The 24263-nt window shown below is 42.7% G+C and carries 22 protein-coding genes; 5 read left to right on the top strand and 17 right to left on the bottom strand.

All coding sequences use genetic code 11. The features are described 5' to 3' along the window. Positions 1–38: 38 nt before the first annotated feature. From caiE to caiT, 6 genes are all read right to left on the bottom strand, one after another. Positions 39–632, bottom strand: a complete 594-nt coding sequence (gene caiE, locus P3L56_RS04085; RefSeq protein ID WP_210831853.1) for a carnitine operon protein CaiE — start codon at positions 630–632, stop codon at positions 39–41. Between the two features lie 23 nt (positions 633–655). Continuing rightward, entirely contained in the window at positions 656–1441 is a 786-nt protein-coding gene (gene caiD, locus P3L56_RS04080; RefSeq protein ID WP_129466860.1) for a crotonobetainyl-CoA hydratase, read from the bottom strand. A gap of 87 nt (positions 1442–1528) precedes the next feature. Then, positions 1529–3088 carry a crotonobetaine/carnitine-CoA ligase gene (gene caiC, locus P3L56_RS04075; protein ID WP_042847027.1) on the bottom strand — a complete coding sequence of 520 codons (1560 nt, stop codon included), beginning with the start codon at positions 3086–3088 and terminating at the stop codon, positions 1529–1531. Positions 3089–3158: 70 nt separating this feature from the next. Further along, entirely contained in the window at positions 3159–4379 is a 1221-nt protein-coding gene (caiB, locus tag P3L56_RS04070) for an L-carnitine CoA-transferase (RefSeq protein WP_042846934.1), read from the bottom strand. Positions 4380–4442: 63 nt separating this feature from the next. After that, positions 4443–5585 carry a crotonobetainyl-CoA dehydrogenase gene (gene caiA, locus P3L56_RS04065; RefSeq protein ID WP_042846935.1) on the bottom strand — a complete coding sequence of 381 codons (1143 nt, stop codon included), beginning with the start codon at positions 5583–5585 and terminating at the stop codon, positions 4443–4445. A gap of 34 nt (positions 5586–5619) precedes the next feature. Continuing rightward, positions 5620–7137, bottom strand: coding sequence for an L-carnitine/gamma-butyrobetaine antiporter (gene caiT / locus P3L56_RS04060; protein WP_166685957.1), 1518 nt, complete (start codon positions 7135–7137; stop codon positions 5620–5622). 504 nt (positions 7138–7641) lie between these two features. Between caiT and fixA the strand changes: the two genes are divergently transcribed. From fixA to P3L56_RS04035, 5 genes are all read left to right on the top strand, one after another. Next, positions 7642–8412, top strand: a complete 771-nt coding sequence (gene fixA / locus P3L56_RS04055) for a putative electron transfer flavoprotein FixA (protein WP_042846937.1) — start codon at positions 7642–7644, stop codon at positions 8410–8412. 11 nt (positions 8413–8423) lie between these two features. Beyond that, on the top strand, positions 8424–9365 hold the full coding sequence (locus P3L56_RS04050; RefSeq protein WP_166685955.1) for an FAD-binding protein: 942 nt from the start codon (positions 8424–8426) through the stop codon (positions 9363–9365). 52 nt (positions 9366–9417) lie between these two features. After that, positions 9418–10704 carry an FAD-dependent oxidoreductase FixC gene (fixC, locus tag P3L56_RS04045; RefSeq protein WP_042846939.1) on the top strand — a complete coding sequence of 429 codons (1287 nt, stop codon included), beginning with the start codon at positions 9418–9420 and terminating at the stop codon, positions 10702–10704. Further along, a complete protein-coding gene (gene fixX / locus P3L56_RS04040) occupies positions 10701–10988 on the top strand; it encodes a ferredoxin-like protein FixX (RefSeq protein WP_042846940.1) in 288 nt (95 codons plus the stop codon). Before fixC ends, fixX begins: the two co-directional genes overlap by 4 nt. Positions 10989–11065: 77 nt before the next feature. Continuing rightward, positions 11066–12391 carry an MFS transporter gene (locus P3L56_RS04035; protein WP_129466863.1) on the top strand — a complete coding sequence of 442 codons (1326 nt, stop codon included), beginning with the start codon at positions 11066–11068 and terminating at the stop codon, positions 12389–12391. Between the two features lie 183 nt (positions 12392–12574). Here the strand turns inward: P3L56_RS04035 and pgpA are convergent, their stop codons facing one another. The 11 genes from pgpA to P3L56_RS03980 all read right to left on the bottom strand — a co-directional run bounded on the left by pgpA (position 12575) and on the right by P3L56_RS03980 (position 24262). Further along, positions 12575–13093 carry a phosphatidylglycerophosphatase A gene (pgpA, locus tag P3L56_RS04030; RefSeq protein ID WP_042846942.1) on the bottom strand — a complete coding sequence of 173 codons (519 nt, stop codon included), beginning with the start codon at positions 13091–13093 and terminating at the stop codon, positions 12575–12577. Position 13094: 1 nt separating this feature from the next. Further along, positions 13095–14078 carry a thiamine-phosphate kinase gene (gene thiL, locus P3L56_RS04025; RefSeq protein ID WP_042846943.1) on the bottom strand — a complete coding sequence of 328 codons (984 nt, stop codon included), beginning with the start codon at positions 14076–14078 and terminating at the stop codon, positions 13095–13097. Positions 14079–14280: 202 nt separating this feature from the next. Further along, the gene (gene nusB, locus P3L56_RS04020) at positions 14281–14697 is read right to left on the bottom strand and encodes a transcription antitermination factor NusB (protein WP_042846944.1); all 417 of its coding nucleotides are present in this window, start codon (positions 14695–14697) and stop codon (positions 14281–14283) included. 126 nt (positions 14698–14823) lie between these two features. Further along, on the bottom strand, positions 14824–15297 hold the full coding sequence (gene ribE / locus P3L56_RS04015; RefSeq protein ID WP_042846945.1) for a 6,7-dimethyl-8-ribityllumazine synthase: 474 nt from the start codon (positions 15295–15297) through the stop codon (positions 14824–14826). 90 nt (positions 15298–15387) lie between these two features. Continuing rightward, entirely contained in the window at positions 15388–16503 is a 1116-nt protein-coding gene (gene ribD / locus P3L56_RS04010) for a bifunctional diaminohydroxyphosphoribosylaminopyrimidine deaminase/5-amino-6-(5-phosphoribosylamino)uracil reductase RibD (RefSeq protein ID WP_042846946.1), read from the bottom strand. 5 nt (positions 16504–16508) lie between these two features. Beyond that, positions 16509–16958 carry a transcriptional regulator NrdR gene (nrdR, locus tag P3L56_RS04005; RefSeq protein WP_042846947.1) on the bottom strand — a complete coding sequence of 150 codons (450 nt, stop codon included), beginning with the start codon at positions 16956–16958 and terminating at the stop codon, positions 16509–16511. 239 nt (positions 16959–17197) lie between these two features. Further along, the gene (gene secF, locus P3L56_RS04000) at positions 17198–18166 is read right to left on the bottom strand and encodes a protein translocase subunit SecF (RefSeq protein WP_042846948.1); all 969 of its coding nucleotides are present in this window, start codon (positions 18164–18166) and stop codon (positions 17198–17200) included. A gap of 10 nt (positions 18167–18176) precedes the next feature. Then, positions 18177–20024, bottom strand: coding sequence for a protein translocase subunit SecD (gene secD / locus P3L56_RS03995; RefSeq protein ID WP_071547706.1), 1848 nt, complete (start codon positions 20022–20024; stop codon positions 18177–18179). 26 nt (positions 20025–20050) lie between these two features. Beyond that, positions 20051–20383, bottom strand: coding sequence for a preprotein translocase subunit YajC (yajC, locus tag P3L56_RS03990; protein ID WP_004905542.1), 333 nt, complete (start codon positions 20381–20383; stop codon positions 20051–20053). A gap of 151 nt (positions 20384–20534) precedes the next feature. Beyond that, positions 20535–21662, bottom strand: coding sequence for a tRNA guanosine(34) transglycosylase Tgt (tgt, locus tag P3L56_RS03985; RefSeq protein WP_042846950.1), 1128 nt, complete (start codon positions 21660–21662; stop codon positions 20535–20537). A 233-nt stretch (positions 21663–21895) separates the two neighbouring features. After that, a complete protein-coding gene (locus tag P3L56_RS03980) occupies positions 21896–24262 on the bottom strand; it encodes a hypothetical protein (RefSeq protein ID WP_316927694.1) in 2367 nt (788 codons plus the stop codon). Between the last annotated feature and the right edge of the window lies 1 nt (position 24263).

Genomic DNA, 24263 nt, shown 5'->3' with positions numbered 1-24263 from the left:
GAAAACGCCCAGCTTTTAACTGGGCGTTCAAAGATTAATTACTGGCCTTTAGGTTTGACATCCGTTGTCCCCATGAGCCTTGGCCTATTCAACTCTATTTCTATCAAGGGTAACGCTTCATGTAATCCTTGTCGGTATCGAATGGCTAAGTCTTGATATTCTTTCGTATTGAGCTGCTTCCAATGCAATTCTTCCTCACGAATATGACGAGCAAAACGTGCAGGGCTGCCAACCAGTAATTGGCGAGGTTCGCCTTGAAACCCAGCTTTAACAAAGCTCATCGCCGCAACAATACTTTGTTCACCAACCAGGGCTCCATCCATAATCACACTGTTCATTCCCACTAATGCATCACGACCAATAATACATCCATGCAAAATAGCTCCGTGGCCTATATGCCCACACTCGTGGACAATGGTTTCGACATCGCTATAACCATGCATAATGCAACAATCCTGAATATTGGCTCCTTTTTCTATGATCAAACGGCCATAGTCTCCACGTAAAGAAGCGTTAGGCCCAACAAATACCCCTTCACCGATAATCACATCACCAATCACCGTCGCTGATGGATGTACATATGCGGTAGGGTGAACAACTGGGATCACCCCTTCAAAAGCGTAAAAACTCAAAATTCACCTCTTTGCTAAATGAACTAGCGCCCTTTCCAACTTGGTGAACGTTTTTCGGCAAACGCCAGCGGACCTTCTGTTGCATCTTCGGAGTGTAAAACCGCGGGGTAGTTTGTCAGCACACCGCTGCGCATAAGCTTATAACCCTCTTCAACAGTAAGCTCTCCGGTTGCGCGAAAAATTTCTTTCAAGGCCGCAACCGCAAGTGGTGCACTTTGAGTGATTTTTTCTGCGAGTTCACGTGCTTTTTCCATTAAACTTTCCATTGGTACTACTTCATTAGCGATCCCCCAGCGTAATGCTTCCTGAGCATCCATACGCCTTCCCGTCATCACCATTTCATTCACGATCGGTGCTGGTAAGATTTTAGGTAAACGCAAGACACCGCCGCTATCAGGCACAATACCAAGTTGGGCCTCTGGTAAGGCAAAACTGGCATTTTCAGAGCAAATGATCATATCTGCCGCTAAAGCTAGTTCAAAGCCTCCACCAAACGCATAACCATTAACAGCAGCAATCACTGGTTTGTTTAAATTGAAAATTTCAGTGAGTCCGGCGAAGCCACCGGGACCAAAGTCGGCATCAGGTGCTTCACCTTCTGCCGCAGATTTTAAGTCCCAACCCGCAGAGAAAAATCGCTCTCCTGCTCCTGTTATAATGGCGACACGCAGCGAAGGATCATCGCGGAAATTAAGGAAAACTTCCCCCATTTTAAAACTGGTTTTTGCATCTATCGCATTTGCTTTAGGTCTATCAAGTACGATTTCCAAAATGGAGCCATTACGGGTAATTTTTAATGATTCGCTCATAGTGCAATCCTTTAGTCATCATGCGCTGCCATTTTGCCTACAGAAAGTTGCAGCCAAAACGTTCGCGTAATTAATAGAGTTATTCGATTATTGCAGATGTTTTTTCAGCACTTTTCCAGAACAGTTACGCGGTAAATCCTTACGTACCTCAACCCATGATGGCACTTTAAATTTCGCCATTTGCTTTTCACAAAAAGCGAAAAACTCTTCCTGAGTTAATGTTTCACCCTCTTCTAACACAATAAAGGCTTTAATCGCTTCATCACGGATCTCATCAGCAACACCAATCACCGCCACGTCAACAATCAAAGGATGTGAAGCAATAATATTTTCAATTTCACTACATGAGACGTTCTCACCGCCTCGTTTGATCATATTGATGCTTCTGTCCACAAAATAGAAAAATCCATCTTCATCTTGGTATGCATAGTCGCCTGTGTGCATCCAATTTTGCTCATCAAATGTTTTTTCTGTGGCTTCAGGGTTGTTGTAATACTCTTTAAATAAAGTTTTACCTCGTTCTCCCTTCACACAAAGCTCACCAATCACCCCAGTGGCAACAGGTTGATTGGTTTTATCCCTAATTTGCGCTTTATAGCAAAAACCAGGACGACCAATGGATGGCCAACGGCGGATATCACCAGGTCTATCCCCAATTAGCCCCACAATAGTTTCCGTCATGCCATAAGAAGTCAGAAAACTTTTCACAGCAAATCGAGCCATAAACTGCTCTTTTTCCTCATCACTCAAGTTGAGGTAAAACATGGCTTCACGTAAGCAATGGTCTTTTTCATTATCCGCCAGCGGCTGGCTTAAAAGCGTACGGATCATCATGGGGATCAGCTCAACAACAGTGGCTTGGTGCCTCACAACTTGCTGCCAGAAACGTCTCGCACTGTATCTCTCAAGTAAGACAAATGTTGCACCCACTGAAAATGCCGCCATCGATGCTGTACATTGGCAATCGATATGAAAGACTGGCATTACCGTAAGGTAAATATCGTCGGAACGTAACGTGTTCTGCCAAGAAGAGTAATAACCCGCAAAGCGTAAGTTGTAATGGGTAATAACCACCCCTTTCGGTTTGGAAGTGGTACCTGAGGTAAATAAGATTTCCGCAGTATCACCCACACTAAGCTCAATAAGTTGGGTTAACTCTGTCGGTTTTTGTGCTTGTTCAAGCAAAAAGTTTGAAATGCCTTCCTGCGGTTTAAACGACATATCTGAAATTAAAAAAATGTGCTCAAGGCTGGTACTTTTATCATCAAGTACACGTTGATAAATATCTAAAAAAGACGCACAAGTGACCACCATACGAGGTTGGCAGTTTTGCATAATCCAAGCGGCTTCATGGTATTTATAGCGTGCGTTAACTGGGACCATAATCGCCCCAATTTTCGCCAAGCCAAACCAGCAAAAGAAAAACTCTGGGCAATTATCTAAATGTAAAGCAACCTTATCCCCTTTTTGTATTCCATAATCTAAAAAGAGATTTGCTGTGCGATTAATTTGCTGATTCATTTCTATATAACTGAATTCACGAATATTTCCATCGCAGGATTCAAAGATAAGCGCCTTATTATCCCGATGGGTCAACGCTAGGTCATCCCACATTTGGCGCAAATTTTGTTTACCGATTACATCCATTAATTGTTTCCCATCATTTCCCTAATGAATATCAGGCCAGTTGGATTAATTGACCTGACTATCCATTCAATTAATCAACTATTTTGGCTAATCCTTTGTCGACTAACCCCCGAATATCAATTTCGCTATATCCAATATTTTTTAGTATCTCTGTCGTATCCATGCCATGTGATGGCATACCACGCCAAATTTGCCCTGGATTATTTTTGAATTTTGGCATCACATTTGGGCCACGACAGGTTTTTCCATCCATAGTCTGCCAACTGGTGATCGACTCACGAGCCAGATATTGTGGGTTGGTTTCTAATTCAGGAATGGTTAAAACTTTGGCGCTTGCAATGTTGAGTTCGGCTAATCTCGCTAGCACCTCATCAATTGAGCGAGCACCTAACCATTCATCAAGTTTTTCTTCCATTAAAGGCCCATAGGGGCACTCAATACGATGAATAAGCTGTGTGCCTTCCGGTATTTCTGGTGTACCAAGAAGATGAGCAAGACCAATATCTTTAAATATTTCTTGGATTTGTGTGATACCGACGATTTCCATCACAATATAGCCATCATTACAACTATAAAGGCCGCAACCTGCGTAATAGGGGTCTTTCCCCTTGGTCATCCGCGGGCAGATTTCACCACCATTGAAGTAATCCATCATGAAGTATTGCCCCATTCGTAGCATGACTTCATACATGGCAATATCAATACTTTCCCCTTTCCCCGTTTCACGGGCTTTATACAATGCAGCTAGAGCCGCTGTTGTAGCTGTCATGCCTGAAAAATAATCAGCAGTATAAGGAAAGGCTGGCATTGGCTGGTCTTTATCACCATTTTGGATAAGATAACCACTAAAAGCCTGTGCAATAGTATTGTAGGCAGCTAGGTTAGTGTATTGAGGGTCACCGTATTGCCCAAAGCCTGATAAATGGGCGATAACCAGTTTTGGGTTATGTTGCCAAAGTACTTCATCGGTGATCCCTCTACGGGCAAATGCAGGTCCTTTACTCGCCTCAATGAATATATCCGTTGTTTCCATTAATTTTAGAAATGCCTCACGCCCTTCATCCTTAAAGATATTCAATGATAATGCGCGTAAATTACGCCTTGATAGCTGTGGGTAATTGGGTTGAACACGGATAGTGTCTGCCCAAGCTACGTTCTCTATCCAAATCACTTCCGCGCCCCATTCTGCAAACATTTGCCCTGCAAATGGACCGGCTATTTCAATCCCTGAAAACACCACTCTGACCCCTGCTAATGGGCCAAATTCTGGCATTGGTAAATGCTCTGCCATGTTCTAATCTCCTGTTAAATTTGGCTGGCCTTCTTAAAAAGCCAACCAATAAACATTCAGCTATTAGCGGTACTGTTTCAGTACACTGCGGCCTAATGTCAGTATTTGCATTTCATCTGAACCACCAGATACACGGTCTACACGCAAGTCACGCCAGAAACGTGCGATTCGATGCTCACCAGCAATACCTACACCACCCAGTACCTGCATCGCAGAGTCTACGACTTCAAATGCCGCATTCGCACAGAAGTATTTACACATTGCTGCATCACCAGAGGTAATCAATCCGTTGTCACTCTTCCAAGCAGTTTCATATAACATGTTACGCATTGAATTGAGCTTGATCGCCATATGTGCAAATTTTTCTTGAATTAATTGATAACGGCCAATTGCTTCACCAAACTGAACACGTTGATTGGCGTAACGGGCTGCATCTTCAAATGCACACATTGCAGTTCCATAGTTAGTCAATGCGACTAAGAAACGCTCATGGTCAAACTCTTCTTTCACACGGTTAAAGCCGTTACCTTCACGGCCAAACATATCTTTTTCATCCAGTTCAACGTTATCAAAGGTAATTTCGCAGCAGCTATCCATACGTAGGCCCAGTTTCTCAAGTTTATTGACCTTGATACCGGGTTTGCTCATATCTAAAAACCACTCGGTGAAAACAGGTTTATCAGGAGAATCTGCATCACGACTCATCACCACAATGTATGGTGTGTAAGCACTACTGGTGATAAAACATTTGCTACCATTGAGATAAACTTTGCCATTACGGCGTTGGTAAGTTGTTTGTAAACTCCCTACATCAGAACCCGCGCCGGGCTCCGTAATCGCAGAGTTCCACATTTGTTTACCTGTACCGCGAAATGCCATAATTTTATCAATTTGTTCTTGGGTCCCTTCTCTGAGTACGGTATTAAACCCCCCCGGTAATTGGTACAACACATACGTTGGTGCGCCAAGGCGACCCAGCTCCATCCATACCGCAGCGACTGTAATAAACCCAGCGTTTAAACCGCCATGCTCTTCTGGGATCAACAGGTTATCAATTTCCATGTCCGCCAAGGCTTTAACAAAACGTTCAGGATACATACTGTCACGGTCGCATTGTGCAAAATAGCTTTCCCAGTTTTCACTGGCCATCAGCTCACGGATCCCTGCGACAAACAGCTCCTGCTCATCATTCAATCTAAAATCCATATTAATAACCTCTTAAATGTTGTTTCTGAATAAATTAATCATTTTTCCAATGCACTTTTGCATCTTTAATAAAGGAGAGCGTTACCATAATGTTGACGAAAAAAAGTGGGCATCCTCCGGCAATTATCGCTGTTTGAATCGGTTTCAATCCGCCTAGAGCCAGTAATACGATACCGATAACACCGACTAAAACAGACCAACCGATACGCACCAATAACGGTGGCTCATCGCCATCTTTCACTGCGCGACAAGTCGACATAGCGAGAGTGTATGAACAAGCGTTGATGAGTGTGACGGTGGCGATAAAGCAGAGGATGAAGAAGCCCCAAATTGTTGCAGTGCTCAAAGGTAAGGCTGCCCATGTTTCAATAATGGCGCGTGCAACGCCGAATTCTTCAATCAGCTTTGGAATGTTAATAATATTTTGGTCAACGAGTTGTAATGTATTACTGCCTAGGATGGTCCAAATTAACGTTGTCCCTGCCGTCAAGCCTGCTACCATGCCGATACACAGCTCACGGACGGTACGGCCTTTAGAGATACGGGCGAGGAAAATACACATTTGGATGGCATAGATTACCCACCACGCCCAATAGAATACGGTCCAACCTTGTGGGAAACCGCCTTTACCCACTGCATCTGTATAAAACAGCATGCGTGGCATATACATCATTAAAACCCCGATAGAATCGGTGAAATAGTTCACAATGAAGCTGGCGCCGCCAACAATAAATACCCATCCCAGCATCAAGAAACTCAAGTAACTACGGACGTCACTGGCAATTTTCACCCCTTTTTGCAAACCAAAAGCCACGCAGATTGCATTTAGGATGATCCAGCAGAAGATAATGATGGCATCAAGTTGTAAGGTATGAGGAATACCAAATAAGTATTGAATACACTCAGTAACGAGTGGTGTAGCTAACCCTAAGCTGGTCCCCATGGCTAATATCAAAGCGACCAAGTAAAAATTATCAACAATGGTACCGAACCAGCCATTTACATATTTTTGACCCACTAATGGGACAAGGGTGCTACTTGGGCGGATAACATCCATTTTGCGAACAAAGAAAAAATAACCGAATGCAACAGATAAGAAACTATAGGTTGCCCATGGTAGTGGTCCCCAGTGGAATAAACTGTATGCAAGCCCAATATTTTTGGCCTCTGTTGAATAGGCTTCAAAACCAAAAGGAGGTGCAGAGACGTAATAATAGATTTCAATAGAACCCCAAAATAGTACCGCAGCAGAGGTACAGGAGGCGAACATCATAAAAATCCAGCTCGCGCGGCTAAATTCAGGTTTTTCATCCCCCAAACGCTTTTTGGCGTAAGGACCCAATATTAACCAAAACCAGCCACCAAACATTATCACCATGTACCACTCAAATGCCCAGCCCCATACATTAGTGACATAGCTGAATACTTGATTGATAACTTCGTTAGAAGCATCAAGGTCACGGACGGTTAACCAACACAATAGTCCAACAATGATCAATGGCGGAAAAAAAACTTTTGGTTCTATTCCACCCTTTTTATTTTCTTTGCTCATAGTTCGATCCCAATTTATTATTTAATATATAAGCTTTTAAATAGATATTAGTCTCAACACCTCATCTCACTTATTTATTACCAAACTCAATAAATTTAATTAAGTATTAATCCAATCACTATTCAAATCATGTCGAGTCCCCATTAACAATTCTGTTATTAAGGTCACAATATTATTCGTGATAAATATTTGTTACTAATATCCGACGCTTTAATAATTAAAATAACCAATAAATACATATAGATAAATTATCTTGTAATATTAATGTTATTAAATACCTTCAGTATTGGTGATTAGCATAACAATATTGAACATTACATTGATAAGTTGATGATTTTTACAGTATTGGTGAGTAGTGTATCAGTATGAATATTTAAACCGACTTTAATTCAAGGTTTTCAATATTGGTGACTTAGGTTTTATTTTTAAATATCCAGTTCATGATAATTATATAATCCGAAACAAAAACGGATCATATTTATTAATTATATTTTAGGAGATGTAATGAATATTATTACATGCTATAAATCTGTTCCCGATGAACAAGATATTATTGTAAATAGCTCAGATGGTTCTTTAGATTTTTCACGTGCAGATACCAAAATTAGTCAATATGATTTAAATGCGATTGAAGCAGCTAACCAAATTAAAGCGCAACAAGCAGATAGTAAAGTTATTGCGTTAAGTGTTGGTGGTAAAGCACTAACCAATATGAAAGCACGTAAAGATGTATTATCTCGTGGTCCAGATGAACTTGTTGTCGTTATTGACGATCAACTCGAACACGCCTTACCACATCAAACTGCACTTGCCTTAAGTTCTGCGGCTCAAAAAGTTGGTTTTGATTTAATTATCTGTGGTGATGGTTCCGCAGACTTAAACGCTCAACAAGTTAGTATCTTAATGGGTGAAACCCTGCAAGTTCCCGCTATCAATGGCATAAAGAAAATTGTCTCCATCACACCGGATACGCTCATTGTAGAACGCGAATTAGAAGATGAAATTGAAACATTGTCCATTTCGTTACCTGCCATTATCGCAGTGACCTCCGATATTAATGTCCCTGTCATCCCATCAATGAAAGCCATTTTAGGTGCCGCTAAAAAACCCGTTCAAGCTTGGGCAATAACCGATATTGGCTTGGATAACGTTACAGCATTATCCGCACAATCTATCGCAGCACCTAAGCAAAAAGTTCGTCAACGCATCATCATTGAAGGTGATGGCGAAGAGCAAATTGCACAATTTGCTGAACATTTAAGAAAAATCATTTAATCGGAGGAGTTATGAGCAAATTATCAACCGTTTGGGTATTTAGTGATATGACTTCCCGTTTACCTGAACTTATCGGTGGGGCCCTCACTCTCGGCGAACAAGTCAATGTATTAACGTTAGATGACGCACAAAGCTCACAAGCCTTTCAACTTGGCGCAACCCACGTTTTTCAACTGTCTGGTAAGCCTGACGACCGTATCATCGAAGACTATGCTGATACCATTGTCACGACAATTAAACAGCATGGCGATAACGGACTATTACTGCTACCTAATACCCGTAGAGGTAAATTACTGGCTGCACGCTTAGGTGCAAGACTGCAAGCTGCTGTGTCTAACGATGCGGCAACTGTGACAGTAGAATCAGGAAGACCTGTAATAAAACATATGGTTTATGGTGGGTTAGCCTTTGGCCAAGAAACCTTAAACAGTTCATTTTCAGTCGCTACACTCACCACCGGCACGTTTGAAGCTGCGCAAAATAATGCATCACTCAGCGGTACTGCTCAAACTGCACCATGGGTCGAACCAAAACAATCTATTGTACGTACCTCGATTCAGAAAAAAGCAGGTAACTCCGTTGAACTAGATAAAGCACGTCTAGTGGTCAGTGTAGGTCGGGGGATTGGAAGCCAAGAAAATATCGCTATCGCGAAAAAACTCGCTGATACCATCGGCGCTGAAATTGCCTGTTCTCGCCCTGTCGCAGAAAACGAAAAATGGATGGAGCATGAGCGCTACGTTGGTATTTCCAACCTGATGCTGAAACCTGAGTTATATCTCGCAGTAGGAATTTCTGGTCAAATTCAGCATATGGTTGGCGCAAACGGCGCACAAACTATCGTCGCCATTAATAAAGACAAAAACGCCCCTATTTTCCAATTTGCAGACTATGGGATCGTTGGCGACCTGTTCAAAATTTTACCGGTTTTAACGCAACAACTGGCTAAATAAATTCAATAGCAGTGGGGTTTTCCTCACTGTTTCAGTGACCTTTGGAGAAACTATGTCCGATGATATATTTGATGCAATCATTGTAGGCGCGGGTCTAGCTGGTTCAGTGGCTGCATTGGTGCTTGCCCGTGAAGGTGCGCAAGTTCTCCTAATCGAAAGGGGAAACTACGCAGGCGGTAAAAACGTCACTGGTGGCCGCATGTATGCTCATAGCTTAGAGCGTATCATTCCTGAATTTACCCAAAATGCCCCTATTGAACGTATGATCACGCGTGAAAAGCTGTCATTTATGACAGAAACAGGTGCAGTAACAGTCGATTTCCAAAATGGAGCAGAGCAACCCCCAGAAGAAACCTCTTGGTCAGTGCTGAGAGGCAAGCTTGACCCGTGGTTAGTCGAACAAGCTGAAAATGCCGGCGCACAATGTATTACAGGTATTCGCGTTGATAAGTTAGTGGAACGGGATGGCAAAGTTGTAGGTGTTGAAGCCGATGGTGATGTGCTAGAAGCCAAAGTGGTGATCCTCGCTGATGGTGTGAACTCCATACTGGCTGAACAACTAGGAATGACCAAACGAGTGAATGCTGAGCATGTCGCTGTTGGGGTAAAAGAATTAATTGAATTGCCAAAAGATATTTTAGCTAACCGATTTAATCTTAAGGAAAAAGAAGGGGTTGCATGGCTATTTGCGGGGGCTCCTACCGATGGCTTGATGGGGGGAGGCTTCCTTTATACCAATGAAGATACTATTTCTTTAGGTTTAGTTTGTGGCTTACATCATATTAAAGATGCCAAAAAATCGGTTCCACAAATGCTCGAAGATTTTAAACACCACCCAGCGGTCGCCCCATTAATTGAAGGGGGCAAAATGATTGAATATGCCGCTCACGTTGTCCCAGAAGCGGGCTTGAAAATGCAATCAGAGTTGGTCCGTGATGGTGTGCTAATCGCAGGGGATGCAGCTGGGATGTGTATGAATTTAGGCTTTACCATCCGCGGAATGGACTTAGCCGTTGCTTCGGGTGAAGCCGCGGCAAATGCAGTAATTAACGCTATGAAAAAAGAGGACTTTAGTAAACAAGGACTCAGTGAGTACCTCAAATTACTCAACGAAGGCCCTCTTCGTGATATGAAAATGTACCAAAAAATGCCTGAGTTTTTAGATAACCCACGCATGTTTTCCGCTTATCCAGAAATGGCTGTCGGTATTGCTAAAAAACTCTTCACTATTTCAGATGAAGCACCTGTGCCACTGCGTAAGACTATGCTACAAGAGGCAAAAAAAGTCGGCTTCATCAATTTAATCAAGGATGGAATTAAAGGAGTGAGGGCAATATGAGTGATCCAGTCAATGTTGATGTCAAGTTAGGCATTAATAAATTTAATGTCGATGAAGAAAATCCACATATTGTTATCAAAGAGCACCCGGATATGAAAGTGCTCGAAATATTAACTAAAGCCTGCCCTGCTGGCTTATATAAAAAACAAGAAGATGGCTCCGTACGTTTTGATTATGCCGGCTGCCTTGAATGCGGAACCTGCCGTATCCTAGGCTTAGATAGTGCATTAGAAAAATGGGAATACCCACGCGGCACATTCGGCATTGAATTTCGTTACGGCTAATTTAATTAGCATAACCCTAAAAGCCATTAACTTTTAGGGTTTTTAAGCGCATATTTGCGCTGACACTGGGATGCACAATGAAACCAAGAAGTTTTGACGATGTCCAATTTTCTTCCGTTCATCGGCGGATCATGCTCTGGGGGAGTGGTGGGCCTTTTCTGGACGGTTATGTTTTAGTCCTGATCGGCGTCGCTTTAGAGCAACTCACTCCAATATTAAGTTTAAACAGTGAATGGATTGGCTTACTAGGTGCCGCAACGCTTGCGGGTTTATTCATTGGTACCTCACTGTTTGGCTACATTTGCGACCAAGTCGGTCGCCGCAAAATGTTCTTAATCGATATAGTGGCCATAGGGGCAATCTCTGTTGCAACTATGTTTGTTTCAACCCCTTTAGAACTACTAATAATGCGTTTTTTAATTGGCATTGTCATTGGTGCTGATTATCCCATCGCAACCTCGATGATCACCGAATTTTCCAATACCAAACAGCGTGCGTTTGCGGTCGGGTTTATTGCAGCCATGTGGTACGTTGGCGCAACTTGTGCCAATCTTGTTGGCTATATGCTTTATGATGTTCAAGATGGTTGGCGCTGGATGCTAGGTAGTGCCGTCATTCCATGTATCGTTATTTTAATTGGCCGTTTTGATCTACCTGAATCGCCTCTTTGGTTAATCCGCAAAGGACGTATTCAAGAATGTGAAAAAATGATGGAAAAACTGTTTGGCCAACCTGTGGTTTTTGAAGCTGAGGAAGCGAAAAAAACACATTTTCATCAACTGTTTAATAAACGACATTTTTCTTTCGTATTATTTACTGCGATTATTTGGACCTGCCAAGTGATCCCAATGTTTGCCATCTATACTTTTGGCCCACAAATTGTTGGGCAATTAGGTTGGGATCAAGGTAAAAATGCGGCTTTAGGCAACGTAGTTATCAGCTTATTTTTTATGTTAGGTTGCTTACCAGCGATGTACTGGCTAAATAAAATGGGAAGACGACCACTGCTAATTGGTAGCTTTGCCCTAATGACTGCAGCGCTAACTATACTCGGGTTATTTTCTAACCTTGGTATCTGCCTCGTCATTATCATGTTTGGTATTTATGCATTCTTCTCTGGGGGCCCAGGGATTTTACAGTGGCTCTACCCTAATGAGTTATTTCCAACAGATATTCGCGCATCCGCCGTTGGGGTCATTATGTCCATCAGCCGTATCGGAACCATTTTTTCCACATGGGCACTACCGATTTTTATCACAAAATACGGTGTTAGCACGGTGGTATTGATGGGGGCAGGGGTTTCTTTACTTGGGCTAGTTGTCTCAATTCTATTTGCGCCAGAAACCAAAGGATTAACCCTAGCACAAACCTCAGTGATGGGTATTCGGCGCAAAAAGAAGTAAAAGAAGTAAAAGAAGTAAAAGAAGTAAAAGAAGTTACTACGATAAGCAATCACATCCAATACGCTAAATAGTTTGAGTTGTGGCTAGGCGGCAATCGAGGTTATCCCGATGAGCATACAGAAGTATGTGATTCGGGTAACCGAGTGCAGCCAACAACGCCACAGCGCAAAATATGACGCGTATTTAATTGGTTGAGAATGGCATAATGTCATACCAAACCAACAACCAAATTGTCACATAAGCAAATATCGCCGCAATAATATCATCAATCATGATACCAAAACCGCCGCTGACCTTTCGGTCAAAAATACGTATTGGCCATGGCTTCCACATATCATAAATGCGGAAAATAAAGAATGCGGTAATGACCCATTCATAATCGACCACTGGGATTGCCATTAAGGTAATCCACATCCCGATAAACTCATCCCACACGATGCTACCGTGGTCATGAATTTTCATATCATCAGAGGTACGTTGGCAAATTAGACAGCCAATCCAAAAGCCCGCCACAATGAGCACCCATATGCTCCACACTGGCATATTTGCCATCAATAACCAAAAAGGTATTGCCGCAAGGGACCCCATAGTCCCAGGTACAATTGGCGATAAACCGCTGCCAAACCCCGTTGCTAGCAAATGCCAAGGGTTACGCATATTCAGCCGTTTTTTTGCTTCTGCTTTTTCTTGGCAACTTGCCATGCTACGCACCTTCCGAAACAAAATGATCGAAACCTTTTAGGTTTACATCAACTTCTTGGTTATTGCAAAAGTAGCTGATCCCTTCAGATTGCGGCTTAATTTGCCCAATACAAGTAAAACCAGACCCTGTATGAGCTAAAGCCATTTCTAATGCCCCGCGATTAATTTCCGGTACAGTAAAGCATAACTCGTAGTCTTCTCCACCACTCAGGGACCATAAACGGCTTTGCTCAACGCTACAGTTCTGTACTAAGGCCTCTGACTGCGGCAGTGCATCCAAATTAATTCGAGCGCCACAGCCACTTGCCTTCAAAATATGATTAAGATCAGAGACTAGACCGTCTGAAATATCAATCGCAGAAGACGCTAAGTTCCTAAGGGCTTGACCTTGTAAAATACGTGGCTGTGGACGTAAATGACGCATAATTAGCCATTCTTTATGCGCGGTATTTTTGATATTCAGCCTATCTTGTAAAATAGCAAGACCTGCTGCGCTATCCCCTAATGTCCCTGTCACATAAATCCAATCCCCATTGCGTGCACCAGCCCGAGACAATGCTTTACCCTGTGGTACTAACCCATGGACAGTATAAGTCAGGCTCATTGGACCACGAGTGGTATCACCGCCAATTAGCTGCATCCCGTAATAATTTAATTGCTCAAATAAGCTATCACTAAATGATTGCAACCAATCACAATCAACGCAAGGTAATGTAATAGCTAAAGATACCCATGCGGGGTCTGCCCCCATTGCTGCAAGGTCACTTAAATTAGATGCTAATGATTTATAGGCTAGGTCAGCAGGTGAAATCGTAGGGAGGAAATGCACACCAGAAACAAGGGTGTCAGTACTCACAGCAAGTTGCTGTTTTTCTGGGATGGTCATCAACGCACAGTCATCTCCAATACCGATATTTACATCACGTCGGTTCGTTGTTTGACGGTTAAAATAACGTGCGATGAGGTCAAATTCGCCATAGGACATGGTAGATTTTCCGTTTTCGCTATAACTATTTTCGTTTTAAATAAAACAAATAATTTATGCTCTTAATAATACAAGTGGCAAATAACTAGCTGAATCAATATACCTGAAACTTAGAGTACCACGAATATATAAATACAAAGGTAGACTGGAACCCAGCCTACCTATTTACTACTGTAGTGTTACAGGAGGGAACCCTGATTTTTTATTTTTTGCGACGAACTACTGGTGCAGCTTTATCCAATACACCATTAACAAATTTATGGCTATCTTCCGCACCGAACACTTTAGCAAGCTCAATACCTTCATTGATTGCCACTTTGTAAGGAACATCTTCACGGAAGCTCAATTCAAACATTGAAACGCGCAAAATCGCTTTTTCTACCTGCCCTAACTCTTCGAGCTGACGAGATAAATAAGGCGCCATTAGTTGATCAAGTTTAGCTGCATTAGTAGCAACACCAGATAACAGTTCACGAAAATATTTTACGTCAACGTCTGACATGTCCTGATCAGCAATAAACTCATATTCGACTTCGGCAATTGGATTGCCAGATAATTGCCATGAATAAATGGCTTGAACAGCACACTCACGAGCGCGGCGACGAGCAGCAGGTTTCACAAGATTCCCCTTAAAATAAAAAACGATACACAAAATTATTCGGGCATATAAAAAACTAAGCTAATCAATACACTCAGTGGTATTAGTTAACTTCACTACAGTCTATAGCCCGAAGTAAAATGTGTATTACTTGCCTTTAATGGCTTTAATTACATTGATCATTTCTAATGCAGTCAGTGCAGCTTCAGCACCTTTATTACCAGCTTTAGTCCCTGCTCGTTCAATGGCTTGCTCGATATTTTCAGTGGTTAACACACCAAAAGTAACGGGCACTTCGCTATTCATTGCGACATGAGATAAGCCTGAGCTGCATTCACCAGCGACATATTCAAAGTGAGCTGTACCACCACGAATAACAGTACCTAATGCAATAACGGCATCATATTTTTTTGTTTCAACCAGCGCTTTTGCCGTTAACGGTAGTTCATAGGCACCTGGAACCCAAACAATGGTAATGTTGTCATTCGAAACTTGACCAATACGTTCTAACGCATCAACAGCGCCATCCAGCAGACTATCATTAATAAAGTTGTTAAAACGAGCGATAGCGATAGCAATACGCGCTTGTGGCGCAGCAACAACACCTTTAATTACGTCCATAGCCTTCCTCTAATATTAATTATAACCCGCGGGGCGCGGATTTTATCACATTCTTTCATGTACCGTATGTATGATTTTCAAAAAACACACTTACCATACGGGACGAAGCCTGACGCGCAGGTCTTCACCGACCTTTTCTACATCAGTAAATTCAAATTTTGGCGCTTCAATTAATGAATCGAGGGGAGGTAAATCAACCAAACCTCGGGCACTGTTCCCAAGTAATTTAGGGGCAATATACACAATTAATTCATCAACTAAGCCTAGTTTCAACAATGAGCCTGCTAATTTTGCACCTGCCTCTACCCAAATACTATTCACATTCCGTTTGGCAAGTTGCATCATCAATATGACGAGGTCTGTACCATTTTCATGTGCAGGGATGCTAATTTGCTCGACATCCCCTTGCCATGAGCAGCCGATATCGGGATTAGAACGCACCAACCAACATTCACCTGCTAATTGAGTGACTTTATGGTTAGCGGTGACACGATTATGGTTATCCAGCACAATGCGAATAGGTTGACGTAATTGGTCTTCTGGGTAGATTTGCTGAACGTCCGTTGGCAGTTCGTTCCAACGAACCGTTAAAGAAGGGTCATCGGCGATAACCGTACTACTAGTGGATAAAATAGCGCTCGCTTGTGCGCGAAACGCCTGCACATCTTTGCGAGCCGCAGTACTGGTAATCCACTTACTTTCCCCTGACTCAAGGGCTGTTTTACCATCCAATGACGCTGCTAGCTTTAATTGGATATAAGGAAAACCAGTACGCATACGTTTCAAGAAACCACGATTCGCAGCTTCAGCTTGGTCTAAAAGCACGTTACTACGCGTTTCAATCCCTGCCTGAGATAACATATACAAACCACGGCCAGCAACTTGTGGGTTTGGGTCTTGCATCGCAGCAACAACGCGACTGACCCCTGCATTAATTAATGCTTCCGCACAAGGCGGTGTACGACCATGGTGGCTGCATGGCTCAAGGGTGACATAGGCTGTTGCCCCCTGAGCTTTTTCTCCGGCCATCCGTAATGCATGTACTTCTGCATGAGGCTCACCCGCTTTTTGGTGGTAACCCTCACCAACAATTTCACCGTCACGTACAATTACACACCCAACATTCGGGTTCGGTGATGTTGTAAAGCGCCCTTTTCGTGCAAGCTCAAAAGCGCGAGCCATATAGATGTCATCTTGTTCTATCATTTGCGTTAGTCCTGTAATTTAGCGATTTCTTCGCCAAACTCACGCACATCTTCAAAACTACGGTAAACAGAAGCAAAACGAATGTAAGCGACTTTATCGAGTTTTTTTAACTCATCCATGACTAAGCTACCAATAAGTTTAGAAGGAACTTCACGTTCTCCTGTAGCACGAAGCTGGGATTTAATTGAAATAATCGCTTGTTCAATGTCATCAGAGCTGACGGGGCGTTTTTCTAGCGCTTTTTGCATACCGCGATTAAGTTTTTCTTCATCAAACGGTTCGCGTACATCGTCACTTTTAATAACCCGAGGCATCACGAGTTCAGCCACCTCAAAGGTCGTGAAACGTTCATGACAAAGCAAACATTGGCGGCGCCTACGGACTTGTGCGCCTTCACCAACCAGACGCGAGTCGATGACTTTCGTATCTACAGCTGAGCAGAATGGACAATGCATAACGTTTCCTGGATCTATTTACGGAGACATAGTTTACCCTACTATGCAATAAAAAACACCCTAGAAGATGCCTCCTAGGGTGCTCGTAACTCTTCATATTTCGTGCTGTGAGGGTGTTGTTAGCTGCATTGCGCTACCCTTAGTCACATAGTTTATTATGCTCCTCGAGATATCACTCGTTTGCAGCCAACTCACGGCACCAACTATTTGAAGTGCTAATTGGCTTAGCCAGTTTTAAATTAAGGCAGTAATGACTCTTGGTCTGCACCTTCTTTTTCGACTTTCGCCTGCATCAAGTGCTCGCGTTTCATTCCCATCTTCAGTGCTAATGCAGAAGCCACATAGATAGATGAAATAGTACCGATGGTTACACCGATTAACATAACCAATGAGAAGCCTTCCAGCATAGTGCCACCGAACAGATACAGCATCAGAACCACTAACAACGTTGTGGCCGATGTCATGATGGTACGGCTCAATGTTTGTGTTAAAGAGACGTTCATGATTTCGTACGGCGTACCACGACGAATTTTACGGAAGTTTTCACGGATACGGTCAGAAACAACGATACTGTCGTTCAGTGAGTAACCAATTACTGACATCAGTGATGCCACGATTGTCATATCTATTTCGATATGAAACAGAGACAAAATACCTAATGTGATCACCACGTCATGAGCGAGAGACAATACAGCCCCCGCGGCTAATCGCCATTCAAAACGAAAGCCGACATATACCAAGATACAAATTAGTGCAGTTAACAGTGCTAAAGCCCCTGTTTGCGCTAATTCGGCCCCGACACTCGGCCCAACGAATTCAATGCGTTTTACCGTCGCTTTATCATCTACACTCTGGTTAATGATGGTGATAATTTCTTTACCAACCTCTTGACCCGCAGCGCCTTCGATTGGCGGGATACGGATCATGATGTCACGGCTGCTACCAAAGTTCTGGATTAATGGATCTTTATGAGCCGAGTTAGACAAGCTGTCTCGAATTTTATCCAAATCAGCAGGCTGACTTAAGTTGATCTCGATAACTGTCCCCCCAGTGAAATCTAACCCCCAGTTAAAACCTTTGAGGCCGATAATCACAAAAGAAGCGATCAGTAATACGATAGAAATACCAAAGGCAACGTTGTCCCAGCGCATAAAGTCATAGACTTTACGACCATAGTTCAATTGTTCAACAGAATAATCCTGTGCCACAACGTGCTCCTTAAATTGACAGCTTGTTAATACGTTTACCACCATAAAGCAGGTTCACGATTGCACGTGTACCAACAATAGCTGTAAACATAGAGGTTGCGACACCAATCGCTGTCGTAATCGCAAAGCCTTTAATCGACCCTGTACCCACTGCATAGAGAATAATAGCCGTGATTAATGTCGTTAAGTTTGCGTCTGTAATACTTGAGAAGGCGCCTTTATAACCTTCATGAATTGCTTGTTGAACAGACCTTCCGTTCCGCAGCTCTTCTTTGATACGTTCGTTGATAAGAACGTTGGCATCGACTGCAACCGCAAGGGTGAGGACGATACCAGCAATACCTGGCATAGTTAGTGTCGCCCCCGGTAACAGAGACATAACCCCAACAATTAATACCAAGTTCGCCATCAGCGCACTACTGGCAATCAAGCCAAATTTACGATAGTAAATAATCATAAATAGAATTGATGCTAATAGACCCGCGATACAAGCTTTCAGGCCTTGTTCGATATTTTGCATACCCAAAGTTGGGCCGATGGTACGCTCTTCGACAATTTGGATTGGCGCAATCAACGCCCCCGCACGTAACAATAATGAAAGTTGACGAGCTTCTGTACCATTGTTGATGCCTGTGATACGGAATTTGCTACCAAAGCGAGCCGAAATACGTGCCGCGTTGATGACTTTTTCATCTTTCACTAAAATTGAACGGCCTGCTGCATCTTTTTTACCACTGTCTTTGTATTCAACAAACAGGGTTGCCATCAGTTTGTCTTGGTTATCACGCGTAAAATCGGACATGATAGAACCACCAGAACTATCAAGGCTGATGCTTACTTGTGGTGCACCATTTTCATCGGCTTCAGATGTTGAATCCGTAATATGATCCCCCGTTAAGATAACACGCTTATACAGTACATAAGGCATGCCTTCACGGTCATATTTCACTTCTGAATCACCTGGCACACGGCCACGTTCAGCAGCGGATGAATCAACACTGGTATTCACCAAACGGAATTCTAATGTTGCTGTAGCACCTAAAATCTCTTTTGCTCGAGCGGTGTCTTGAATTCCGGGTAATTCAACAACAATACGGTCAGCACCTTGACGTTGGACAAGTGGCTCAGCAACCCCTAATTGGTTTACTCGGTTGCGGATGATGGTAATATTCTGAGAAACCGCATAGTTACGAGCTTCACGTAAGCGCTCGTCGGTCATCACAGCGATCATCGTGTTGTCGCTACCATCACTAAACACTAAGTCTGGATATTTACGTGCTAGTGCTTTTTCTGCTTGGCTACGATCATCTGCGTTACGGAAACGGACTTCAACGCTATAATCATTGCCTTTACGAATAGAAGAGTACGCAATGCCTTCTTGACGCAGGTCATTACGTAAACCATCCATGTTTTGTTCCTGCAATTTACCTAATGCAGTGTCCATATCAACTTCCATCAGGAAGTGAACCCCACCACGCAAGTCAAGGCCGAGCTTCATCGGCTCACCGCCGATCATTTCAAGCCACTTAGGCGTCGCAGGTGCAAGGTTTAATGCAACAACATACTGATCACCTAGTGCATTCATGATCACTTCACGAGCACGTAACTGAACATCAGAGTTGTTGAACCGGGCTAAAATTGCCCCATTTTCCAGAGAGATTGATTTGCTCTGAATTTTATCATCTTGTAACGATTTTTGGATTTGGATCAGCGTTTGTTCATTGGCGGCGGTTCCCCGCACGCCAGTGATCTGAACAGCCGGATCCTCACCATATAGGTTTGGAAGCGCATAAAGCAGACCGATGAGGATCGCACAGATCAACATCAGATACTTCCACAAAGGATAACGGTTTAGCACGGCAGTTCCCTTCGGGAGAATCAGAATTAAATTGCTTTCATTGTGCCTTTAGGTAAAACAGCAGCAACGAAATCACGTTTGATGGTTACTTCTGTGTTCTCACTCAGTTCAAGAACCACATAACCGGTTTCAGATACTTTAGTCACACGCCCGATTAAACCGCCAGTTGTTAAAACTTCATCACCTTTAGTGATAGATTCCATCAATTTACGGTGTTCTTTCGCACGCTTTTGCTGTGGACGCAAAATCATGAAATAGAAGATCAGAGCGAAAACAACAAGCATGATAACCATAGTATATGGGCTACCTTGCGCTGGCGCACCTGCTGACGCTGCTGCTTCAGAAATAAAAAAACTCATTCAACTTTCCTCATTGTTTTATTGAAAGCAATTTAAAAATATACTCTATAAATACTTCGAATTACATAAAGCTAATAAGCGCATGCGCCTCAAAGTATGGTAAGTATCAGATTGATATGCTACACAGATTAGTAGCATTTCGCACTTAAATTCACTCGATATTTAATGAAGGTTCGGGTTTACCAATCTTCTGGTAGAAATCTTTCGCAAACTCTTCAAATTTTCCATTTTCGATTGCTTGGCGAATACCGGCCATCAAACGTTGATAATAACGTAAATTATGAATGGTATTGAGCCTTGCACCAAGAATTTCATTACACCTATCAAGGTGATGTAAATAAGCGCGGCTATAATGGCGACAAGTATAGCAGTCACAATCGGCATCCAGTGTCGATGTATCTGATTTATACTTAGCATTACGAATTTTTACCACGCCATGTGTGACAAATAAATGCCCATTACGTGCATTTCGTGTCGGCATCACACAATCAAACATATCAATGCCACGGCGAACACCTTCCACTAAATCTTCCGGTTTGCCCACCCCCATTAAGTAACGTGGTTTATCTGCCGGAATTTGAGGGCAAACATGCTCTAAGATGCGGTGCATATCTTCTTTTGGTTCGCCTACAGCTAGGCCGCCTACAGCGTACCCATCGAAGCCAATTTCCACCAGCCCCTTAACTGAAATATCTCGTAAATCTTCGTAAACGCTGCCTTGGATAATGCCAAATAGTGCATTTTTATTGTTCAATTCGTCAAAACGTTGGCGGCTACGAGCAGCCCAACGTAACGACATTTCCATTGATGTCTTTGCGTAATCCCAATCTGCCGGATATGGCGTACACTCGTCAAAAATCATCACAATATCTGAACCGAGGTCGTACTGAATTTCCATTGATTTTTCAGGGCTTAGGAAAATTTTCTCACCATTTATTGGGTTACGAAAATGCACGCCCTCCTCTTTAATTTTGCGCATTGCGCCAAGACTAAAGACTTGGAACCCCCCTGAATCCGTCAATATCGGCCCCTGCCATTGCATAAAATCATGAAGATCACCATGGAGCTTCATGACCTCTTGCCCTGGACGCAGCCACAGGTGGAAAGTATTCCCTAGAAGAATTTGAGCACCCGTTTCTTTTACTTCTTCAGGTGTCATGCCTTTTACAGTACCGTAGGTGCCTACTGGCATAAACGCGGGGGTTTCTACCACACCACGCTCAAATACTAAGCGACCACGACGTGCATTGCCGCTAGTCGTTTGTAATTCATATTTCACGTTTGCCTCCAAGCATCAGAAAAACAGTCTGATGTATTACAAAAATTTGCAGCATTATAAACACGTACAAAGCCGCTGTATACGCCAGCCTACAAAATAGCGGTATGTAGATTCGTGTAGATTTAAGTCCATTCATGTAGATTTTGTGTCACAATTTCGGCACAGCTCGTTACAGCGGTTTCCCTCAACATGACCCCGCAGAAAATTTCCACAGGGCGTGAGCTCATCTAAAATTAATATTTAATTACATTGGTTGATTCAGTGGATTTAATATCAACATTGCTCCCTGCTCTTGAAATTGCATATAGTGTCGCTGTAGTCCCTGTTTGTTGAGACTCTGCAAAATAACCATTATCAGTATCGCAAGTAAAATAATAAGCTTCTGTTTTATTAAAATCCTGTCCTGATATACACGCAAGGGTTCCAGCGTAAGGTTTAGTTTTTGTCACTGTCGCTTTCCTGCTTACAACATCCCAATGGTATACTTTTGCTCCGAAGGCTGGCGTAGAGTTGCCAGCACCGTTGTATTTCAAATGGGAACCAATGACATACCCGACGCAATTTTCATGATGCGAAATACCGTCATCGGAATTATTCGAATAACTACCACCAATAATATAACTCACCCCATTATTATGAAAGCCAGCGCCGTCATTACCCACCGATTTTCCGTTGCAGTTATACAAGACACAATCGTAGTTATTTACACTGAATCCATTCCCCACAACAGCAACGCTACCATTGCAATCAAATAACTTCGCCGCAGGGCCACCGAATTCTGAACTGCTATAGCTTGCATTTCTAATGTCAAATGCATTCACTTTAGCGGCTTTTGCAGTTACTCCCCATATGTTGACGTTGAAAGAACCCTCACTATAAAGCACAGAGTCTGATTCACAGACATATACATAGGCATTCTGATTTGCTTTATTCCAACTGAAATATAGCCTTCCACTTTCATGGTCGAAATAGTATGAAAAATCAGTACCCTTTACAGCATCAATACTTGATACGTTTTTCAACTCACGAGTAAAAGCACTTTCAATTGACCGTGGCTGCATCTCAACATAGACAAACGGCTGCTTAGTTCCGTTTCTGATTGCGCTATCTGGGTTAGTTGAAACATCATACTGGCAGTAATACGTTGACCTATTCGAATTTTCAACCTGTACCCATTTCCCAGTTTTCATTTCAACGCCGCCAAGGATTGTAGCTCCGTTTGGAGCCCAAATATCGCAGTCACCTCTGATTATCCACTGCCTCTGACGTAATGGTTCATAGTAAGTCCCACCATCGACAAACATAAATCTATTAATGACTGCTTTAGCTGATGAGTAATACGCATAGGCTTTGCTTAGCGACATTATCTCTGATAAGAAGCTATTACCGCCTCGCATTGATATAGCCAGTAACGAATCTCGTTCAACAGTACTACTTCCTGATACTTGATACTTAACAGAAAAATTACTATCAGAGTCGACGAACTCGCGATATGTTGCTGTCCCCATCCAAGATAACGCTGAATGCGCGACGACTTTCGACCCCAAATACATATAAGCTTTATCAAGGCTCACATCAGCATCAACGCAGCGCAGAGAAAATCGGCAGTATCTACCCACAGGGGCTGATGACTTAGCAAGGGTTACTGTTAGTTCGCCATTAGATATTGATGTAGTCACTGCGCTTTTCAAATAGGTTGGATTAGTTCCTGATTTATCATCCTGAGCAACAAATACAACACCAACGCCAGATGGATTTTCACTGATTTCTATCGCTTTGGATGATGAAAAACCTTTCAATACAACGCTAATATCTTCCGCTACATCACCGACCCTGAACGCTAGCTCCATATATTTCATTTGACTGGATGCACGAAAATCAATGAAACAAACTTTTGGCTGAGGCATGTCTAGTTTGGTAACAACTGGCTTTCTAATTACAGGCGGTTTTGTTGCTATTCGCTGAAATGGATGAGCGGGTTCATTCCCTAACGTTCCAACTCCATCCCATATTTCAGGTGTGCCACCATTGTCGAATACAAACCAGTTATCAGAGCTGGAAGTTAGCCCGCTCTCCCATATTTTTCCTTTTTTATAGTTAAGATCTAATTGGGCTGCAATTGCTGGAATGTGAGATATAGATACACTTCTCAACTCCCCTCGCAAACTTGCATCACCAACACTAACCCACAGTCCATCAGGGTTATCAGTTGATTTTATACCACCTGTTGATTGCGGAGTTGAACCTGCTGGAACTTGCTTAGGTAAGTCGCCATCCCAACGGTAATATTCCCCATCCCCATCTGGTAACTTCCATAACACGGTTTCGTTGTATTTTCTAACTTCAGCCCCTTCTTGGAATGATCCAACAGGAGCATATCCAGCGGCTAAAATCGCCTGATTGACATCAATTTTAAATTGCCCAATCAGCTGATCCACGACCCAATTCATCCCTTCCACTGTTCTGTGACACTTACCAAATCTATCAGTGTATGAATGCTGAAGTGATGTTACGAACTCATCCACTTTCCCAGAATTAAAAAATAAATCATTGATATCACTACTTGGTACATCTTTTAATGTTGGTTTAATTTCTCTCATG

It is taken from the genome of Providencia sp. PROV024 (assembly GCF_032709665.1).
In the GTDB taxonomy this organism is placed as follows: domain Bacteria; phylum Pseudomonadota; class Gammaproteobacteria; order Enterobacterales; family Enterobacteriaceae; genus Providencia; species Providencia huashanensis.
The sequence above is the reverse complement of the archived record's forward strand: the minus strand, read 5'-3'. Positions and strand labels throughout refer to the sequence as shown.

Bases quoted from the DNA above. Each gene is read 5' to 3' on its own strand.
- caiD (WP_129466860.1), bottom strand. From the start codon at position 1,441: ATGAGCGAATCATTAAAAATTACCCGTAATGGCTCCATTTTGGAAATC.
- caiC (WP_042847027.1), bottom strand. From the start codon at position 3,088: ATGGATGTAATCGGTAAACAAAATTTGCGCCAAATGTGGGATGACCTA.
- caiB (WP_042846934.1), bottom strand. From the start codon at position 4,379: ATGGCAGAGCATTTACCAATGCCAGAATTTGGCCCATTAGCAGGGGTC.
- caiA (WP_042846935.1), bottom strand. From the start codon at position 5,585: ATGGATTTTAGATTGAATGATGAGCAGGAGCTGTTTGTCGCAGGGATC.
- caiT (WP_166685957.1), bottom strand. From the start codon at position 7,137: ATGAGCAAAGAAAATAAAAAGGGTGGAATAGAACCAAAAGTTTTTTTT.
- fixA (WP_042846937.1), top strand. From the start codon at position 7,642: ATGAATATTATTACATGCTATAAATCTGTTCCCGATGAACAAGATATT.
- P3L56_RS04050 (WP_166685955.1), top strand. From the start codon at position 8,424: ATGAGCAAATTATCAACCGTTTGGGTATTTAGTGATATGACTTCCCGT.
- fixC (WP_042846939.1), top strand. From the start codon at position 9,418: ATGTCCGATGATATATTTGATGCAATCATTGTAGGCGCGGGTCTAGCT.
- fixX (WP_042846940.1), top strand. From the start codon at position 10,701: ATGAGTGATCCAGTCAATGTTGATGTCAAGTTAGGCATTAATAAATTT.
- P3L56_RS04035 (WP_129466863.1), top strand. From the start codon at position 11,066: ATGAAACCAAGAAGTTTTGACGATGTCCAATTTTCTTCCGTTCATCGG.
- pgpA (WP_042846942.1), bottom strand. From the start codon at position 13,093: ATGGCAAGTTGCCAAGAAAAAGCAGAAGCAAAAAAACGGCTGAATATG.
- thiL (WP_042846943.1), bottom strand. From the start codon at position 14,078: ATGTCCTATGGCGAATTTGACCTCATCGCACGTTATTTTAACCGTCAA.
- ribE (WP_042846945.1), bottom strand. From the start codon at position 15,297: ATGGACGTAATTAAAGGTGTTGTTGCTGCGCCACAAGCGCGTATTGCT.
- ribD (WP_042846946.1), bottom strand. From the start codon at position 16,503: ATGATAGAACAAGATGACATCTATATGGCTCGCGCTTTTGAGCTTGCA.
- nrdR (WP_042846947.1), bottom strand. From the start codon at position 16,958: ATGCATTGTCCATTCTGCTCAGCTGTAGATACGAAAGTCATCGACTCG.
- yajC (WP_004905542.1), bottom strand. From the start codon at position 20,383: ATGAGTTTTTTTATTTCTGAAGCAGCAGCGTCAGCAGGTGCGCCAGCG.
- P3L56_RS03980 (WP_316927694.1), bottom strand. From the start codon at position 24,262: ATGAGAGAAATTAAACCAACATTAAAAGATGTACCAAGTAGTGATATC.